Origin of the sequence: Psychrobacter celer, assembly GCF_016107555.1 — a bacterium.
Lineage (GTDB): Bacteria > Pseudomonadota > Gammaproteobacteria > Pseudomonadales > Moraxellaceae > Psychrobacter > Psychrobacter celer.
Genome location: NZ_JABASU010000003.1, coordinates 81,273 through 100,597 on the forward strand (window position 1 = coordinate 81,273; position 19,325 = coordinate 100,597).

At 49.2% G+C, this 19,325-nt stretch carries 14 protein-coding genes; 5 read left to right on the forward strand and 9 right to left on the reverse strand.

Annotated features, from left to right (window positions below):
* Positions 1-62: 62 nt before the first annotated feature.
* From JFC05_RS02840 to JFC05_RS02850, 3 genes are all read right to left on the reverse strand, one after another.
* On the reverse strand, positions 63-1,685 hold the full coding sequence (locus JFC05_RS02840) for a carboxypeptidase regulatory-like domain-containing protein (RefSeq protein ID WP_198335685.1): 1,623 nt from the start codon (positions 1,683-1,685) through the stop codon (positions 63-65).
* Between the two features lie 371 nt (positions 1,686-2,056).
* A complete protein-coding gene (locus tag JFC05_RS02845; protein WP_198335686.1) occupies positions 2,057-3,064 on the reverse strand; it encodes a pirin family protein in 1,008 nt (335 codons plus the stop codon).
* Positions 3,065-3,267: 203 nt separating this feature from the next.
* On the reverse strand, positions 3,268-4,569 hold the full coding sequence (locus tag JFC05_RS02850) for a BaiN/RdsA family NAD(P)/FAD-dependent oxidoreductase (RefSeq protein WP_198335687.1): 1,302 nt from the start codon (positions 4,567-4,569) through the stop codon (positions 3,268-3,270).
* A gap of 407 nt (positions 4,570-4,976) precedes the next feature.
* On the opposite strand from JFC05_RS02850, the gene acs reads away from it, so the two are divergent.
* The 4 genes from acs to pgsA all read left to right on the forward strand — a co-directional run bounded on the left by acs (position 4,977) and on the right by pgsA (position 10,053).
* Entirely contained in the window at positions 4,977-6,938 is a 1,962-nt protein-coding gene (gene acs / locus JFC05_RS02855; RefSeq protein ID WP_198335688.1) for an acetate--CoA ligase, read from the forward strand.
* 212 nt (positions 6,939-7,150) lie between these two features.
* Entirely contained in the window at positions 7,151-8,335 is a 1,185-nt protein-coding gene (locus JFC05_RS02860) for an NAD(P)/FAD-dependent oxidoreductase (protein WP_198335689.1), read from the forward strand.
* A gap of 91 nt (positions 8,336-8,426) precedes the next feature.
* On the forward strand, positions 8,427-8,867 hold the full coding sequence (locus tag JFC05_RS02865; protein WP_105244671.1) for an MgtC/SapB family protein: 441 nt from the start codon (positions 8,427-8,429) through the stop codon (positions 8,865-8,867).
* Between the two features lie 505 nt (positions 8,868-9,372).
* On the forward strand, positions 9,373-10,053 hold the full coding sequence (pgsA, locus tag JFC05_RS02870; RefSeq protein ID WP_105246491.1) for a CDP-diacylglycerol--glycerol-3-phosphate 3-phosphatidyltransferase: 681 nt from the start codon (positions 9,373-9,375) through the stop codon (positions 10,051-10,053).
* 193 nt (positions 10,054-10,246) lie between these two features.
* On the opposite strand, the gene JFC05_RS02875 is transcribed toward pgsA, so the two are convergent.
* Positions 10,247-10,741 (reverse strand): pyridoxamine 5'-phosphate oxidase family protein, encoded by a 495-nt coding sequence (locus tag JFC05_RS02875; protein ID WP_075101845.1) that lies wholly within the window; start codon positions 10,739-10,741, stop codon positions 10,247-10,249.
* A gap of 682 nt (positions 10,742-11,423) precedes the next feature.
* Here JFC05_RS02875 and purL point away from each other — a divergent pair.
* Positions 11,424-15,431: a phosphoribosylformylglycinamidine synthase gene (gene purL, locus JFC05_RS02880; RefSeq protein ID WP_198335690.1), complete on the forward strand. Its 4,008-nt coding sequence runs from the start codon at positions 11,424-11,426 to the stop codon at positions 15,429-15,431.
* Between the two features lie 136 nt (positions 15,432-15,567).
* Here the strand turns inward: purL and JFC05_RS02885 are convergent, their stop codons facing one another.
* The 5 genes from JFC05_RS02885 to JFC05_RS02905 all read right to left on the reverse strand — a co-directional run bounded on the left by JFC05_RS02885 (position 15,568) and on the right by JFC05_RS02905 (position 19,230).
* Positions 15,568-15,777 (reverse strand): hypothetical protein, encoded by a 210-nt coding sequence (locus JFC05_RS02885; protein ID WP_198335691.1) that lies wholly within the window; start codon positions 15,775-15,777, stop codon positions 15,568-15,570.
* Positions 15,778-15,805: 28 nt separating this feature from the next.
* Positions 15,806-16,681, reverse strand: a complete 876-nt coding sequence (locus JFC05_RS02890; RefSeq protein WP_198335692.1) for an N-acetylmuramoyl-L-alanine amidase — start codon at positions 16,679-16,681, stop codon at positions 15,806-15,808.
* A 98-nt stretch (positions 16,682-16,779) separates the two neighbouring features.
* Positions 16,780-17,535, reverse strand: coding sequence for an MOSC domain-containing protein (locus tag JFC05_RS02895; RefSeq protein ID WP_198335693.1), 756 nt, complete (start codon positions 17,533-17,535; stop codon positions 16,780-16,782).
* A gap of 183 nt (positions 17,536-17,718) precedes the next feature.
* Positions 17,719-18,120: a ribosome silencing factor gene (gene rsfS / locus JFC05_RS02900; protein ID WP_198335694.1), complete on the reverse strand. Its 402-nt coding sequence runs from the start codon at positions 18,118-18,120 to the stop codon at positions 17,719-17,721.
* 201 nt (positions 18,121-18,321) lie between these two features.
* Positions 18,322-19,230, reverse strand: a complete 909-nt coding sequence (locus tag JFC05_RS02905; protein WP_198335695.1) for a nicotinate-nicotinamide nucleotide adenylyltransferase — start codon at positions 19,228-19,230, stop codon at positions 18,322-18,324.
* Positions 19,231-19,325 lie beyond the last annotated feature (95 nt).

Here is a 19,325-nt window from a genome sequence, read left to right on the forward strand (position 1 = left end):
GCCATCTTACTGTAGTAGTAAGGTGGCTTTTTCAATGAGAGAGACGAGCAACTTAAAATAACTTAAGGAGCAACACAGTAACGAGGAGTAGAGGCTACAACCTCAAACGTATTGACTGCTTCTTCATCTGTTAACCAACGATCTACAGACTCGTAAGTGATGTTACAGCTCTCATCTACAACTAAATCAAACGAATGCCAGAAGGTACTGTTAAGGTTATCATCGTTTACTGTTGGTGTTAGTGTACGGCTACGAATAGTTGGCCCAGCTAGAAATACATTAACAGGAGAGTTTTTAAGACTCGGATTTTTAGTCTCGCTAAAATTATCTAAGCCGTAACGATAGCGTCCTATCATCAGATTGCGTACTGTAATAAATTCAGGACCGAAACTATCGGTATCATCAACATCCAAATTAGCAAACGGCGCTGCACTCAATCTTCCCTCATTTGCGAAAAAAATATGATCACCTGAAGGGGTTAGAAGATGCGAGTCGACATCTTCTGGCTGCTCGCCCCAAGTGAGACGAATAGACAGACTATCGTTCTCTGTACTAACGGTTAAGCATCCTTCGGTAATACGATAGTTGCCGCTTGCAGTAATAATAGATTGAGCGTTAGAAGTGCGATTACCGTTTTGAGCAAAAACGAGCATTTTGCTATCACGGCGCACCGGTAACGAGAAGTCGCCATTGCTATCTGTAATAGCAGTAGTAATAGCAGAGTAATTGATGCCATCGCCTTTAACCAATGCATTGTCAATCCGAACGCCATCAGTATCTGCAACGCAGCCAATGACATTGACAGTCTCCATAGCGACATCGACGTTCCATGATCCTATCTCATTCACATCAGCAGCATAAACCTGTGTGCCATTGACTAAGGTTTGTAAGGTAGCAGTACTGGTTTGAACCCAGCCTTGCTGTACGATGTCATAAAAGAATAAAGGCAATTGCTCTTGTAGTGGTGCTAAACTTCTAGTGGATACTGGGATAACCAATGAGGCCATGTTGCCTTCTACTAATACCAACTCATTGTCGTCATCATCTTGAGCGGTAATAATTAAAGCGCCCCAGCTCTCCATAAAACCGCCACCTACGATACCATAGCCGCCTGGCATCTCTTCTGGATCAACACTTGGGGTCACAACATCCATACTGACAGTGACGTTACCGACGATAGGTTGTCCATCAGCGCGTTGTAAGGCATTGGCAGGAATACGTACTTGTGCACCCAAATCTTCAATAACTAGATTGAAGGCTTTTGAGGCAACTTGAGTAACTGACACGACAGTATTATCGTTATTGAGCTGATATTCCACCTCTGTGGCAGTACCATTAGATACTGATGTTGTAAAGCTGCGCTCTGGATAACCTTCAGCATTGATTATTAACGTTACCGTTTCGCCAACCTTTAAATTAGTCAACTGAAACTTACCATCAGCGTCGCTAGTATACTGCTGTCCTGCTACTGTAATAGTGGCATTAGCTATTGGCTCTAGACTTATTTGATCGACTATTGACCCTGAGATACTTCCCAAATTTTCGCTAGGATTTGTAGGATTTTCGACGTTGGGGGTAGTATTTGAATTATTGTTTGAGTCATCGTCACAGCCTACAAGCAGTAGAGTTGCAGTTAACCCTAGCGTCAATAATTGATAAGGTTTAGTGAGTTTTTTCTTAATCATAAAAATCCCTTTTTAACAATTACAATAAAAATAATGGTGTTAAAAGTCAGAGTTGGACCAAACAAATTTTTTCGTCATACTAACATAGTAGAAACAATTAAGAAACAAAAATTTGTTTAGGATTAGCAAATATTTTTTGGTCATCAAGATACAATAAAAGCCGCTTTACATCTTTGTAAAGCGGCTTTTTTATGAGAAATTCGATGTTAGGGCTTCGATATTTGTTAATTTTGACAGACCTTTTAGTAGGCCAGCTCCTCATTTTTAGCTCATTTAGACGGCTATTGATTGAATTGAGATACGCCTTAGTATCGACGATATAGCGGTCATTGATATAGCGGTTATTAATATAGCGGCGATTGATACAGGGGTCATTGACCAAAACGACCCGCTTGATAATCACGCAAGGTTTGATGTAGCTCTTCTTTGGTATTCATGACAAAGGGTCCGTGGGCTGCTACAGGCTCGCCGATAGGTTCACCGCTAAGTAACAGCAGTTTGGCAGAAGTTTCGACAGGCGTTTTTTTGACAGGCGCTTTGACAGGAGTAGCGGCCAGCTCGTCAGTGTGAGCGGCGAGAAGGCACAGCTCAATACGGTCATGAGTTGCCACTTGCTCCGCCGCCATCTCAGCGCGGTGCTGGGTTGGCGCGGCAAATTGTATCAAATGACCCGCACTGATGGCGGTGCCATTCACCAGCACCTCACCTTCTTGTACCAGCAGGAGCACATTGTGAGTATCAGGGAGCTGTAGTGTCGTTGCGCCTGCACGATGTAGCGCGATGTCCCAGAGGTTAATGGGTGTAAAGGTGCTGGCCGCCCCTTTGATACCTTGCCAATCACCAGCGATAATCGCCGCTGTGCCAATCGCTGTTTGATAGTTACTATCTGCTGTTAGCGTCACCATCGGCATGTCGGCGCGCTTGATGCTCTGATATCTTGGCGCTGTTAGTTTATGAGCGCTCGGCAGATTGACCCACAGCTGTACCATGCTAAATAGCCCGCCGCGCGCACCAAACGCCTCAGAGTGAAACTCCTCATGCGTGATTCCGCGCCCTGTGGTCATCCACTGGGCATCACCTGCCAAAATATCGCCGCGACCGCCGGCCGAGTCAGCGTGACTGATCTCACCTGCATACGCGACAGTCACTGCCTCAAAGCCTTTGTGCGGATGTTGTCCGATGCCGTGCGGCTTGGTCTGATAATGAGGGTTTGGGGCAAAGGTGGTCGGCTGGCCATAGTCAAATAACAAAAACGGGTCAGTATGGCGATAGTTAATGTCGGGGTCATCATCCAAATGGTTGATTAAGGTTTTTACATAAAAACCATCACCTATCCATTGTGGCGCTTTGTCACCATGAATATGTTTGATCGGACGCATGTATCACCTCATAAAAATAGTATATGGCTTATGTAGCATAACGGGAGCCAAGCGTCAGATGCCTCAATATAGTATTATCTCAGTATATATTCAAAATAACATATATTATGCTTGTTTGAGTCATTATTTCACTGACGCAAGATTGGTTGGGTTTTTTACATAGAGCAGGAGCAGCGGAGGCATGATAATGCGGCTTATACCACTTATACTATCTCGCCGCATACATGGCCACTGGCCCACGCCCACTGAAAATTATAGCCGCCCAACCAGCCGGTGACGTCTAGCACCTCACCGATAAAATATAAGCCCTCTTGCAAATTGCTTTGCATGGTCTTTGATGATACCTCGTCGGTGGTCACCCCGCCGCGCGTGACCTCGGCGGTGCGGTAGCCCTCGGTGCCAGAGGGTTTGAGCTGCCAGCCGTTGAGCGCCGCGCCCAGCTCCAGTAGCCGCTCGTCTTTGATATTGGCAAGCTCGGTTTCTTTGATGTCATTCCACAGATGCGCTTGTAGGGCGGAGAGCAGTTTTTTGGGTAGCGGGCTGGTGGTATGGTCAGCCAAAACGGTACGAACCAGCTGGCGTGGATGGGATTTTTTGTGAGCAAGCAGGAGTGCAGTCATATCAGTATCTGGCAGCAGGTTGATACGGATGGTTTCTCCAGTATGCCAATAGTTTGAAAGCTGAAGCATGGCAGGGCCTGAGAGCCCACGATGAGTAAATAGCAGCGGTAGTCTAAAGGAGATGCGCTCATTGCTGGCAATCACCGGTAGGCTGATGCCTGCCAGTGAGCGGATAAGCTCGCCAGTCTGATCGGTAAAGGTAAAAGGCACGAGGCTGGCATCGGTTGCCACCAGAGTATGACCAAACTGCTGCGCCAGCTCATAGCCAAGACCGCTGGCACCCATCGTCGGAATCGACAAGCCGCCCGTTGCCACCACCAGCGACTCACAGCGGTAAATGGTTTGTGGCAACGTGGGCGAGCTTGTGACCTCTTTTCTTGCTTGCTTTTCTTTTTTACTAAGCGATTTGCTGGTGCTCAACTCAAAGCGCGCATGGTTGGCACTATCGATCGGTTTTACGCCATCAATCTGTGTACTAAGCTTGATATGCACACCGACTGCCGCGCACTCATCTAGCAGCATGGTCACGATGTCTTGGGCTGAGTCGTCACAAAACAGCTGACCGTGCTCGCGCTCATGATAGGGAATATGGTGCGCCGCTACCATACCGATAAACTCCCAATTAGAATAACGGCTCAAGGCCGACTTACAAAAGTGCGGATTGGCGCCGATAAAATGGCTCGGCTCGACGACATAGTTGGTAAAATTGCAGCGTCCGCCCCCCGACATGAGGATTTTCTTGCCTGCTTTATTGGCATGGTCGAGCACCAGCACGCGGCGACCACGGCGACCAGCGGTAAGCGCACAGTATAGACCGGATGCGCCCGCACCGATGATGATGACGTCGTAATGGGTAGAGTGGGAAGCGGGACGATGGTGACTCATGGGGATCTCATAAATAAAAAGGGGTGGGGGATGCGCGTGACGTCTAGATTAGCCCATATAAAGGGAAGCTAAACAGGTTAAGTGCTTAACAACAGTCAAAAACCCTCATCGGCGAAAAAAAGCTAATATAGGCGCGTGTCATCGCCGCTGGCGTGTAGCTATTGTCCATATTTCATATCAGGTTACAAGGATTAAATGTAATGGTGCAGTCGCGCGCCAGCAATAAGCAAGTATACGGCTGTATAGTGAAATTGTTATGAATGGGCATTGATGCCTTGCAACCGTCCCGCTTATTTGTCAAACTAACACAGAGTGTCACACATTATGGAAGATGACTCTTATTGCTTGTACAGGCAGTCGCGCGCGGCGGTTTGTGCGAGTCATAATAATGAAAAAGGATGAATACTATGACGCAAAAATCATTTCCTGTTGCAGACGACTTTCTTGCCGCCGCCAATACCAGCGCGGAGCAATACCAAACAGACTATCAGCAATCTATCGAATCTCCTGAGAGCAATGATGCCTTTTGGGCACAGCGTGCTGAGCTGGTCGATTGGATAAAAAAACCCACCAAAATCAGCGACGTCAGCTATGATTTGGACGATTTTCGCATCAAATGGTTTGAAGACGGTCAGCTCAATGTCTCTGTCAACTGTCTCGATCGTCATCTAAAGACCCATCCTTACAAGCCTGCCATCATTTGGGAAGGCGATCACCCGTCGCAGCATAAAATAATCTCATTTAAAGAGCTGCACGAAGAAGTCTGCCGGTTGGGCAATGCACTGCGCAAGCTGGGTGTCGAAAAAGGCGATCGAGTGACCCTATATATGCCAATGATACCAGAGGCGATGATCGGTATGCTGGCCTGTACCCGCATCGGCGCAGTACACTCTGTGGTATTTGGCGGTTTTTCTGCTGAGAGCTTGGGCAATCGCTTGGTCGATAGTCGCTCCAAAGTCATCATTACCGCAGACGAGGGCGTGCGCGGTAATAAACATACCCCGTTAAAAGCCAACGTTGATCGGGCGTTGGACATGGATGGCACCGACACGGTCACCAACGTCGTCGTCGTGCACCGTACTGGTAACTCAGTACCGATGAGTGGCCGCCGCGACATTTGGTACCATACCTTAATCGATGGCGAGTCTGAGCATTGCGAGCCTGAGGTGATGAATGCCGAAGACCCGTTGTTTTTATTATACACCTCAGGCTCTACGGGTAAGCCCAAAGGCGTGCTGCACACCACAGGCGGCTATCTGACGTATGCCATCTCAACTTTCCGTGACGTGTTTGATATCAAAGACGATGACGTCTATTGGTGTACGGCGGATGTCGGCTGGGTGACGGGGCATACTTATACCACTTATGCACCCCTTGCCAATGGTACGACGACCGTGATGTTTGAGGGGGTGCCTGAGTATCCAACGTGGGCGCGCATTGGTCATATCATTGATAAGCATGACGTGACGATTTTGTACACGGCGCCGACAGCGGTTCGGGCGATGATGAAAGAGGGCGATGCCTTTGTCCGTGAGTCGGATCGCTCCAGCCTACGCTTGCTGGGTACGGTCGGCGAGCCAATCAACCCAGAGGCTTGGGACTGGTATTATCATATCGTTGGTAGTGGCAAATGCCCCATCGTCGATACATGGTGGCAGACTGAGACAGGCGGTATTCTCATGGCTCCCATACCAGGCACGGTGGCGCCAAAACCAGGGGCGGCGATGAACCCGCTATACGGTATCAAGCCAGAGATTGTCAATACGGATGGCGAGGTTTTAGAAGGCGCTGCCGAAGGCAATCTGGTAATTAAGAGCAGCTGGCCGGGGCAGATGCGTACGATTTATAACGACCATGAGCGCTTTTTAAAGACATACTTTAGTGAGTACCCAGGTTATTACTTTACAGGGGACGGCGCGCAGCGCGACGAAGATGGACACTACTGGATCACCGGCCGTGTCGATGATGTGCTCAATGTCTCAGGCCATCGCTTAGGCACAGCGGAGATCGAAAGCGCGGTGGTGGCGCATCCGGCGACCGCTGAGGCGGCTATCGTCGGTATGCCGCATGAGATACGCGGCATGGGGGTTTGTGCTTTTATTATCTTAAAATCTGGCGAGACGGCCACAGAGTCGCTAAAAGCCGAGCTAAATCGCCATGTGCGTACAGAGATCGGCCCGATTGCCAATCTTGATGCTATCTATATCGTCGATGCACTGCCCAAAACCCGCTCAGGCAAGATCATGCGCCGTATCTTGCGTAATTTGGCTGCAGGGCAGTATGTGGGCTTGGGCGACTTATCCACGCTAGCCGATAGCTCAGTGATCAATCAGCTGGTTGAGGTGGTCAAGGCAGAACGCGGTGAGTAAGCAGGTAAGTAAATAGTAATAGTAGTATCAACAATAAAAAAAGCCATGTTATCGACGGTAGCATGGCTTTTTTACGTAGATGATATTGATATCAGCAGGTTTTAAGGGTTCAATAGCTTTTATGAGCCTCGCTATCTGCACAAGACTGCCTGCACATGCTGGCTTACACACATTATTTTTTTGATCAAAACACCACAAGGCCGACTGTTGTTATGTCTGAGCACACACTCCACTCTTGTCATCCTGCTGATACCGCTGCACCGACCATTGCCATCATCGGTGGCGGGTTGACGGGACTGTTTACCGCCACTTTGTTGGAGCGTGCGTTTGGTCATACGCCTGCCGCCCAGCCGATGCCGCAGCTGACGATTTTTGAAAAATCACGCAGCGTGGGGCGTTTGGCCACCCGATATCGCCACGATAGCCAAACGCATAAAAACTGGCAATGGGCGTTTGGGGCGCAGTTTTTTACCGCAAAGACCGCCAGCTTTCAGCAGTTTATAGCGCCATGGCTCGACATGGGTACGATACAGCCGTGGTGTGCCAATGTGGTTGAGATGACCGCTACCCATACGGCGGGTCAGCGGCCCTCTACCATAAAAAAAGAGCGCTGGAATACCGAGCAAGCTCGCTATATCAGTACCCCAAAGATGACCAGTTGGGGGCGCGCCCTGGCAGGCGAGCTACAGCACACCACCATGCGTTTTCAAACCCGTGTGGCACCACTGGCGCAGTACACTGAGCCAGCAGCTGGCGAAAATAAGCAAAAAACTGAGCTGTTTGATGAAGCAGGCCATAGTCTTGGGCTATTTGACTGGGTGATCTGTACCGCGCCAAACGTGCAAGCAGGCGAGCTGATGGCTGGCAGTGACTTTGACAAACAAGAGAGCATCAGCACCATCAAGATGCAAGCTTGCTACACGCTGATGCTCGGCTGGAATGAGGGGCAGGCACTTCCTGCGGCGCTGACGGATGCAGAAGACGGTGGCAGATGGGACGTCGCTTATGTCAATGATTCGATCATCGATAGGATATTTATAGAGCAGCGAAAACCTGCCCATGAAACGCTGCTACCGAGTATCACCATCCATGCCCGCAACGACTGGTCCGAGCAGCAGGTCGATGAAGAGATAGGGCCGGTACAAGCTGCGCTATTGACAGCAGCGCAGCATGCTTTGGGCTGGGATGATACCTGTGTTCCCACACAGATCGACTGTCATCGCTGGCGCTATGCCGCGACGCGCTCGGATGCGCAAATCCCCGCCCAAGGCGTACTCACTGATGCGTCTCGGCAATGGATCGTCAGTGGCGACTGGTGCGGGCAAGGCAATATTGAGAGCTGCTATCACATGGCGCAGCAGACAGCTGAGGTGATCTGCGCCGCGCTTTCAGGGTGATGCGTTGCTACCCCTTGATAATGACAGAGGGCGTTTATAATAATCGGCGCTGGGCGGGAGGCCCGTTGATAATATCCATGGAGGAGATGCTATGTTTGGATTCGATATAGACTTAGACCTCATGCAGTACCACTTTTTCCAATTGGGTGTTGCCTTTATTTTATCGTTGCCCATCGCGCTCAACCGCGAGATGAAAGACAACGGCGCGGGGCTGAGGACGTTTCCGCTAGTGACGATTGCCTCTTGTGCATTTATGCTGGTGGGTATGGATATCTATGAATCAGCAGGTGAGGCGAGGATTATGTATGCCATCATCACGGGTATGGGCTTTATCGGCGGCGGGGCGATTTTTAAAAACGAGATGGGTTCAAAAGGCACTGCCACGGCGGCCAGCTTATGGAACACGGGCGCAATCGGTATTTCGGTGGCCTATGGTCGCTACGAGATTGCCATTATTCTGTCAGCGGTTGGTTTTTTGATTTTACAGTTTTCTGAGCCCTTTAAGAGCAAAAAAGAAAAAGACACGCCCTAATCTACTGTAGAAAATTTACCAGACAAAAAAAAGCCCACAGAGGAGGTGCTGTGGGCTGAGGAAAACTGGACAGGTAGCAAAATCGTGCTACAAGGCAGTGGTGGTATCTTGTTGTTGTTATGCGGTTATTACGTGTTTTCATCGACACTGCATGGCACTAGACACATAAGTAGTATGCTTAAAAGTACTGTACATGGCCGTTTTGGTTCTTGTCTACAAAGACATCTAAAAAGATATCTTCGGTACTGACTATACTTACTAAGATTAGGGCAATTATAATCCGTTCAATAGGCAGATATATTTACTTACATATTTAAGTGTACAAGTGTTTTCGTTTGCATGGCTATCATAACGCAACTGATGGTGATTTGGCTACGATTCGGCGATTTTGGTTACATGACATTACGTTTTATCTTTGGGGGCAGTATAAGAGATGGCATGACGGCTTGCCCGAAAAGTGCTAAGCTATCTGCCATTATTATGTCTATATAAAACTGGGTTTGCCATGACTGAGAGTACGCATTTGCATACGCAGGAACCACCAAGTAAGCAAAACACCAAAAGTATTTTTAACTTGCCAAACAATCTGACCATTGCTCGTATCTTGATGATTCCGCTGTTTGTAGCGATTGCTTACTGGCCGCCAGCGATGGGAATTGGCATGCCTGCCATCTCAGATAATGTCATCGCGCGGGTAGGAATGAGTGAGTTTAGCGATAGCTTATTGCGCCATTTATTATTGACGGGTGTGTTTATCTTAGCGGCGATTACCGATTGGCTAGACGGTTATCTTGCTCGTAAGCTCAATGTCACCTCAGCCTTTGGCCGCTTTTTGGACCCTGTCGCTGACAAGCTGATGGTGGCGGCAGCTTTGATTATCCTCGTGCAGTGGCACCCAAATATCATCATGGCCATCGCAGCGATTGTGATTATCTCGCGTGAAATCGCGGTATCGGCGCTACGTGAGTGGATGGCTGAGCTGGGCAAAGGCACCAGTGTGGCGGTATCCTATGTCGGCAAGCTCAAGACCACCTTTCAGATGGTGGCGATTACCGTATTGCTGCTAAACTGGGAGTCGCTTGAAACCATCGGCTATGCGCTTATGGTGGCCGCCGTGGTTTTGACGCTATGGTCGATGATGATTTATCTAAAAGCGGCTTGGCCGTACCTCAAACAAAACGGCTGATATTCAAATCTGTCTATAAAGGCATCTATCGATTAAAGACCCTAGTTTTTAATACTCGATATGGGCACCTAATATTTAACACCTAATTCCCAGCAAAAAACGCCAGTCGCATCAGCCACTGGCGTTTTTTGCTATGGTTATCGCTTATATTTATACTTCTTGTTATGTAATACTTCTTATAGCGCGATTGACTCTATAGCGTTACGGAGTTGTTTTCCCCCAGATTAGTCGCTTTTTTGCCATCCATGACCGCAGCGGTGGTCATCTTAAACATATTGACCACTGAGCTACCACTGAGCCAATATTCAGCGCCATGTGGCACGACTTTGATGAGCTGGACATTTGGGTCTTCTTTGCCTTGCTCGTAGAACGCATTATAAATCGGCGACCATAGCTCATCGAGCTTTTCTTGGTCTTCAACCAGTTCGGCTTTACCATTGATCGAGACGTAATTTTTGGCGTCTTGGCTGACATAAGCCAAGTTTACTTGTGGGTTTCTTTCGATGTCTTTGACGGTTTCGGTGGTTTTATCACCGATAAACCAAATCTCTTTGGCGCCGATACTGGTTTCGCTGGTGGTCATCGGGCAGGCGTGCAGGTGGTCTTCATGCGTACGGGTGGTCATCATGGCAAATTTAACGTCTTTTACCAATTCTTGCACTTTATCGATATGGTCTTGTCTACTCATAGGGATTTCCTTTTCTTTATAGTTTGTTAGGGTTATAGATTGTTGATATTTGATAGTGTGTTATTTGATGGTGACGTCGATTGGCTTTGAGCAGAGACTTTGAATAAAAATATAAAAAACCTCCGCTATCCCGCAACTGCCATCTAGCATAACGACTACTGGCAAAGCATTTATATAGGCTGCCAGTAATGCGATGTGACGGTTTGTAAGGACTATAAGTATTAGGTAAAAATTGTGACGGCATCCATCAAAGCTTGCTGCTTTGCAAATCCTCAATGCTAAGCAGATAAGCCAAGTAAGACTATATGAGTAAGGCTATATAGTTAGCTGAATGTAAAACTGTTATGGATTTAAACGCGCTACTGGTATAAATTTTACTTGCGTGCTGCGTTCCCAGAGGCTGCGCAACCTACGTTTAAAAATAGCATCCCAGTAGCGCTATGACATTTTTAGAGTGTATCGACTTATGCATACAGCACCAGTGAGCGACAATGCGCCATGTGGCTCTAACGGGCAAAAGGGCAGCCATTAGCACAGTAGATTGCTGCTGCATCAAGTAAAGAAAGCTGTCACTTTGGCAATTTATCGTGGTTTTGGCCTGCTTATTATGGGGCTTCTTGTTATAATACGCAGACCATTTACTTTGCATGGCAGAGATGCCTTTCTTACGGATTATGCCTTTATGATGACCATCGCCGGACAACCGTTTCTTACCGATTTTCAGACGCAGCAACTCATCAGTCAGTTTCAGCAAAAGACCGAACTAAATGTCAGCCAGATCCATACTCAGCAAGTATATGTGCTATCACGAAAGCTTGTTGATGAAGAGGCGCAAAAAGCGCGGGACTTGCTGGGCGTCACAGCGGGCACTGAGCTTGTTGCTCCAGAGGACAATCAGATACAAGTGATCGTCGGGCCGCGTTTTGGGACGATCTCGCCATGGGCAAGTAAAGCGACCGATATTTTTAATAACTGCGACATCGCGCTCAATCGCGCTGAGCGTGTCGTGGTATATACCCTCACCGTTGCAGGCGGCACTACGGGCACTGATGGCAAGCTGCCTGCTGCCGCTGAGCAGTTGTTATTTGACCGTATGACCCAGAGCTTGGTTTATGACTTAAACGACGTGAGCAAGTTGTTTGATGACGAACCACCAGCGGCGCTCAACCGTATCGATGTGATGGGTGAAGGACGCAGTGCGCTTGAGTCGGCCAATACAGAGTTTGGTTTTGCGCTATCGAGCGAAGACATCGACTATTTGATGAATGCCTATGTCAATGAGCTGCAGCGTAATCCGACCGACGTTGAACTGATGATGTTTGCGCAGGCCAACTCTGAGCATTGCCGTCACAAGATATTCAACGCTGAGTGGACAATCGATGGCGAAGTGCAGCCAAAGTCACTGTTTCAGATGATCAAAAACACCTATCAATCAAACCCGCAAGGCATCTTGTCTGCTTATAAGGACAACGCGGCGGTGATGGCAGGGGCAGAGGGGCTGCGTTATTATCCTATTCCAACCGACGCGATGGATGCCAACTCAATCCATCCGTATGCCTTCCATCAAGAGGCCATCGATATCTTAATGAAAGTCGAAACCCATAACCACCCAACCGCGATTGCTCCTTATGCTGGCGCGGCAACGGGCGCAGGCGGTGAGATTCGTGATGAAGGCGCAACGGGCCGCGGCGGTAAGCCAAAAGCCGGTCTAACAGGCTTTCATGTGTCACATTTGCATATTCCTGAGATGCCTGAGAAGTGGGAGCAGTCTGGTCAGTTAAGCACGAAAGACTACGGTACGCCAGATCGTATGGCGACTAGCCTTGAGATTATGACCGAAGCGCCATTAGGCTCGGCCAATTTCTCAAACGAGTTTGGTCGCCCTAACCTATGCGGCTACTTCCGCAGTTTTCAGCTTGATACCTCAGCGGCAAAAGACGGCAGTGAGATGCGCGGCTATCATAAGCCCATCATGCTGGCGGGCGGTTATGGCAATATCAAACGCAACCTTATTGAAAAAAACGCCATTCGCGAAGGGGATTTGCTTATCGTCCTTGGTGGCCCGGCGATGCAAATCGGTTTGGGCGGTGGCGCGGCATCGTCAGTCGATAGCGGTGAGTTGGATGAAGGTTTAGACTTTGCTTCGGTGCAGCGTGATAACGCCGAGATGGAGCGCCGTTGTCAAGAAGTTATCGATCGCTGCTGGGCCTTAGCGGGTAACGATATTGACGCTAGTAATGCCAGTAAAGACGGCAACCCAATCGTCTCTATCCATGATGTTGGTGCAGGCGGCCTGTCAAACGCCATGCCAGAGCTGGTCGATGACCATGACATGGGCGCGCATTTAAACCTACGTAAAATCCCGTCGCTAGAAGCGGGCATGTCGCCAATGGCGATTTGGTCAAACGAAGCACAAGAGCGTTATGTCCTCGCGATTCGCCCAGAGAGCAGAGCGCAATTCGATGCGATCTGTGCTCGTGAGCGCTGCCCGTATGCCATCTTGGGGGAAGCCACAGAAGTACGTCAACTTGTCGTTAATGACGAATTACTGCCTGAGCAGCCAGTCGATATGCCGATGCAGGTATTGCTCGGTGGTACGCCAAAGATGCAGCGCAGCTTTGAGCGTCAAGAGACTGAGTTGCCTGCGCTGGACTTGGCTGATATCAATCTAACCGAATCCATCAAAGACGTGCTACGTCATCCAACTGTCGCGAGCAAGTCTTTCCTTATCAGCATTGGTGACCGCTCGATCACTGGTATGGTGGTACGTGATCAGTATGTGGGCCGCTATCAAGTGCCCGTCGCTGACTGTGCGGTGACAGCATCAGGTCTGGTGGCGCTAGATGGTCAGCTGATGACTGGTGAGGCGATGAGTGTCGGCGAGCGTACGCCTGTCGCCCTTATCAATCCAAAAGCCTCGGCGCGTCTGGCGGTTGGTGAAGCCATTACCAATATCGCCGGTGCCCGTATCGCTCAGCTATCCGATATCACCATGTCGGCGAACTGGATGGCGGCATGTGGCGACGACGCGGAAGACGCGGCATTGTTTGACGCCGTCCACGCAGTCGGCGAAGAGCTATGCCCAGCACTGGGTATTGCGATTCCAGTCGGTAAAGATTCGCTATCGATGCGTGCCAACTGGACGGATAACGATGAAGGTGAAAACCAAGACAAATCAGTGGTCTCGCCTATGAGTTTGGTCGTGACGGCCTTTGCACCGGTCGCTGACGTGGCAAAAACCCTCACCCCTGAGCTGATCAACGGCGATAGTGCGTTTTACCGTATTGACTTATCTAAAGGTAAGCTGCGTCTTGGCGGCTCAATCCTCGCGCAAACGGCAAGCCAATTGGGCAACGAATGTCCTGACCTTGAAAAGCCAAGCGACTTGATCGACTTCTTTAACTTTATCCAAGCGGGTAACGCGCAAGGCGTTATCAGCGCCTATCATGATATCGGTGATGGGGGTTTGCTGGCGACGATTGCAGAGATGCAGTTCACCAGCCGTCAAGGTATCAAGCTGTCATTGGCTGATGACAATCTACTCGGTCAGCTGTTCAGTGAAGAGCTGGGCGCGGTCATTCAAGTATTACCAGAAAACGTCGCTGATCTCATGCAATTAGCAGAAGAATTTAACGTCAGCGATATGCTTAGCCTCGTCGGTCAAAGCACTGAAGAAGACAGCCTTATCATTCAAACCCCTGCTCTTATGGGTGACGATACCCTACGCTTTAGCCGTTCTGAGCTGCAGCAAGAGTGGAGCCAAGTTAGCTACCAAATCGCGCGCCGCCGTGACAACCCAGCGTGCGTGCAGCAAGAGTATGACTTGATCGCTGATGCCAGCCATCAAGGTCTGATCGCAGCGCCAAACTTTGATCTGAACCAAAAAGTTGAAGAGCCATATTTAGCTAGCCGTGAAAGCAAACCAAGAGTCGCTATCCTACGCGAGCAAGGGGTCAATGGTCAGACCGAGATGGCAGCTGGCTTTACCCAAGCGGGCTTTGAAGCGGTCGACGTGCACATGAGCGACTTGCTAGAAGGCCGTATCAATCTACGTGACTTCGACGGCTTAGTCGCTTGTGGCGGCTTTAGTTATGGTGACGTACTCGGCGCAGGCTCAGGCTGGGCGAACTCTATATTGTTTCATGACGAGCTGCGTATGCAGTTCGTGCGCTTTTTTGCCCGTCCGGATACCTTTAGCTTAGGTGTCTGTAACGGTTGTCAGATGATGGCGCAATTGAAAGATTTGATCCCAGGCGCAGAAAACTTCCCACGCTTTATCGCTAATAAATCAGCGCGATTTGAAGCGCGTACGGTCAACGTCAAAGTCGAGCGTACCAAGTCCATCCTGTTCAAAGGCATGCAAGACAGCATCTTGCCAATCGCTGTGGCGCATGGTGAAGGCTACGCCACCCTGGATAACACCGAGATCGACGGTATGGCGAAACATGGTCAGCTCGCCATGCGTTATGTCGATAGTCAAGGTCATCCAACCGAGACGTATCCGCTCAATCCAAACGGCTCGCTCGGCGGGGTCACCGGGCTATGTAGCACTGACGGCCGCGTCACCATCATGATGCCGCACCCTGAGCGTAATCTAAAAGCCTATAACCACAGCTGGAAACCAGAAGCGTGGGATGAGGACGGCGCGTGGATGCGTATGTTCCGTAACGCCCGTGCTTGGTTGCGTTAAGATAGTTTGAGTTAGTTTAGAATATTGTTTGAGGTAATAAAAAAAGGTGGGCGTAATGCTCACCTTTTTTGTGTTTGGGTTTATGATTTGGTTCTATATGAGAGAAAAATTACCGTATAGAAGGTTTTTCGATCGATTACTCATCCTCTGAATGTTCATTAATATTCTTCCGAGCCTCAGCAATCAACTCATGAATTCTAGCGCTTTCTCTTAGCACGCAAGCCTCATAAGCCGACAGCTGCTCAGGCTCTTGTTCTTTTTGCTTTTCTTGCTCCTGCTCTTGTTTGGCTTTTTCTTCAAGATATTTTTGCAGCTCGTCTTGCTCCTGTTTTTGAGCATTATTCATGGTTTATGTCTCCTGATGTGTTGCACCCTTAATAAAAATCATCCCGACCAGCATACTTCTTATTGAGCGCTTGCAATATCGCGTAGGTTTCTCTATCCATATTCCCTGTTGGCTGCTCGGGGCGAAAATGTAGCTGAAAGGCGTAGATGACATCTCGGCTGGCTTTGTCCCACGCGTCTGTGTCATTGATTTGATAACCGTAATCACGAAACGCTTGCTTAATCTCGGGTATCGTCGCTGCGGCAAAGGCGCCTGGATGCATAAAGAACTGCTTATCAAATTCATCATACCAAGCGCCGATACCATACTCATTGTACAGTCGCTGCCAAGGGAACTTGGCACCGGGGTCGATTTTACGTGATGGCGCTATATCAGCATGGCCGACGATGTTTTTCGGCGGGATGTCATAGCGCTTGGCGATATCTTGCACCAGCTCGGCGACTTTTTTAATCTGTAATTCATCAAATGCGACATAGTGCTCGTACGGATGATAGTCGAGCGCGCCATTGTTTAGAGCGTTGCGATATTCAGGTTTGATACCTGCATTTACAATCTCGATGCCGATGGAGGTATCGTTAAGTATCGTCCTACCGGCAAACCCGCTGTCGCCTGCATGCCAAGCGCGCTCGCTCTCATCTACCAAGCTATAAATCTTATCATCGTGTCTATCCAAAATCAGATAGTGGGCGCTGACTTGACCGGTGGTCAGGGTTTTTATCGAGCGTTCATTGTCTGAGACGGTGTAGTGCAGGACGATGGTTTTGATGCGCTGGCTTTTGCCAGTCGATTGATAAGTGTCGCTATCGACGCTATAGCTTTTGGTGGTGGCGACTGGTGAAGTGGTCGTGACGCAGCCAACCAAAGGTAGGGCTAAGCCAAGTGCTAAGAAGATGTCTTTTACCATGAAATGCTCTGTTTAGATAAAGGGTATATGTCGCTGTCCACTTATATTTTAACCACCTATTATTATCAGATGATGTCTAAAGATTTTGCTGATTGTATTCAGCCCCTTTTGACCTTCTTCGCCAATACCTTTTTCCAACTCTCTTCCAAGCACTCAATCGCCAACCACGGCTCAATCACCTTGGCATCAAACTTTTCTTTTGAATTGGACAACTGCCATAGCGTCTGGAGCGTCGCAAAGGGATAAGGACGCTCGACCAGATAGACAGGCAAACCTGCATCGACCATCCCATCGCGCACCACCTGAAAGTACCAGCCAGCGATGCCTTGTTTGCTTACCCATGCCGCGATATTGGGCACTTTGGTAAACTGGCCGATTTGGTCGTTTATTTTGTAGCAAGGCCGGCGCGGCTGGACGATACGCAGCTGGAGGCTGGCAGCATTTTCTATTTCACCATACTGAAAAACATCACCGATACAGACGCTAGACTCTTCCATCTCAGGCAGGTCATTTACTGCTTCAGTGATGAGGTTTTCGCCGAGTGTGCCGACCCGTACGTTAAGATCAAACGCTGCATTGATCTTGGTATAAGTGGTGCGCGGTAGCTGGTGCACCGCTTTTAGCGGGCCGCCATGATGCTTACGATCGGCTTGTTCGTCTGTGGTCAAGCCCATAAAGTCAACGGCGACAGGGGCGCTAATCGGTGCTTTGTCAATCGCGCTCATGGCTTCGCGGGCGAATGGCATGGCTTTTCCTGCGCGCACCTCTATCAAGGTCGCGATATGCAGCGGTAACGGGTGATTAAAATCTGTATGAGCGTTTGGGGTAGCGGTGTTGGCAATGGCAGTACTCATGGCGTGTCCTAGCGGATGATTATCTGGAGATAAAATGGTTTTATCATGACATTATAGTAGCGCAAACGCGGCACAGTTGCAGTCTTGTTGATCAAAATCCAAAAAAAAGACCAGACGGGTTCGCTGATCTTTTTTGTATCACCTGTATATGCGTCTGTAGAAAAGACAGCTGGTGGCCGTAGATTAATTGCGGCGACCGGCTTTCTTTTCGCGCGGGGTAGCGACCAGCTCAGCTAGGCTCTCAGGCGATGACCACAGACCCTCTAGGTCATAAAACTCGCGGGCTTGCGGGGTCATCATATGCACAACGACAGCCCCTAAGTCGATCAAGGTCCAATCCGAGTCGTTACCGCCTTCACGGCCAAGTGGCATAAAGCCTGCTTGCTTGACTTCGGCTCCGACGCTGTCAGCCATCGCGCGGACATGGCGCTTTGAGGTACCGTTTGCGATGACGATACGCTCCATGACATCGGTTAGGCTCTCTACATTCATCACGGTGATGTTTTTTGCCTTCATGTCATCGAGGGTGCTTTCTACAACGGCTAAGCATTCTTTTAAACGGTCGTCAGTCATGGTATTGGTCATAAATTTTCATCTCTTAAATCGTAAATATATAAAGTAAAATGTTAAAGCATCCGTCTGCCTAGGACGACATTGTTAAAGTGACCATTATGTCAAAGTGGCTATTAAGCAAGTAGTCCAACCATTAGCCAGAACATCAGTCAGTGTATCAGCGGTCAAGTCCTAGAGGGGCGAGCATGGCGAAATAACAAAGATAAGGCGATTTTAACGGAATTGCGCCGCAGAATATAGCTGATGGGCGATAATATAATGATAAACAGCAGGATTTAGCCATTTAGCGAGTGGATCGGGCGGGTTCATAATAGCATTGATAGCGGATGCTGCGGTCATTTGCTCGTCTCTGACTGGCTTGGTATGGTTGCCAGCCGCGCTATCAGGCACCGCTTCGCTATCACTACGGGGCTGCTGCTGTAGCGTTTGCCGTATCTGCGTGCTGGAGATGGCTGCTACTTGCCGCATATCTATATAAATGCGGCCAGACGCTGGGTTTTTCAAGACCGTCTGCTCTATCGTAGGGTCTGTAGGCGTTTGAATAAAAGAAGGCTGAGAGATAGGCTGGGTCAATGCCGCTGGCGAGTCGGTGACTGCCGTCTGCAAAGGTGTGGGCAGCCAATCTTGCAGCGCTTGTCTGGCGTTATCCGTATCAGGGACTGGCATAGTATCGCGATAAAAGACCCACAGATGTACATAATCGGTCAGCTGTAGACCATCTTGCCATTTATCCAAACTGCGGGCGCTGTCCATACCCATGATAAATATCAAGCTGTCGGCAGGATAACGCTGGCGCAGGGTGCGCACGCTATCGATGGTATAGACAGGCGGCGGCTGCCAAATCTCAAGCTCATCTATGTATAGTGGTGTGTCTTGTATCGCCAGCTTTAGCATGGCCAAACGATGCTTAGGGTCGCTGCTTTGGCGCTTGAAGGGTGAGCGCGAATTGGGCAACAACGACACATAAAGCGCGCGCTGCTGCGCTTGGGCGAGTGGTAGCAGGCTTTGATAGACTGCCATCGCCATCTGTATATGCCCGCGATGGACAGGGTCAAATGAGCCGCCAAGATAGGCGCGAATGGCAGGTGCAGGTTGCGTAGGTTGCAGGGCGGTGTTTGACATAGATAAACGAATAAAAAGCGGATAAAAATATAGTGGCTCAAAGACGTGAGATGAACTATAGCATCATTGTAAGCGTGTGGCAGTAGATGTCATGA